Source organism: Salmonella sp. SAL4457 (genome assembly GCF_046548235.1).
Taxonomy (GTDB): Bacteria; Pseudomonadota; Gammaproteobacteria; order Enterobacterales; family Enterobacteriaceae; genus Salmonella; species Salmonella enterica.
On sequence record NZ_JBGDZO010000548.1, the window covers coordinates 1 to 269 of the forward strand.

Consider the following 269-nt stretch of genomic DNA (forward strand, 5'->3'; position numbering starts at 1 on the left):
GCGCAATACCATGCCCACCAGGTTGCGCTGGTAGAAGGCACTGACCCGGAAGCGGCCGATGCCGCGGGCGCTGATGGCGAAGTTGCACTCATGGTTCTCGGCGAAATCGCGGCGCTGCTGCTCGTTCATCACGCCTAGCACGGTCTCGCGGGTCTGCTCCGGCGACAGCGGCGTCTTGGTCACCGGCATCACCCGGCCGTTGACCTTCATCGACGGCGGTACGCCGGCGGTGATGAACAGGTCGGAGCCGCCCTTTTCCACCATCAGGC

The 269-nt window shown here is 65.8% G+C and carries 1 pseudogene; it reads right to left on the bottom strand.

The window, feature by feature from the left end:
- Positions 1 to 267: pseudogene (locus tag ACLJNW_RS25415) on the bottom strand (type IV pili twitching motility protein PilT); the annotation flags it as partial.
- Between the last annotated feature and the right edge of the window lie 2 nt (positions 268 to 269).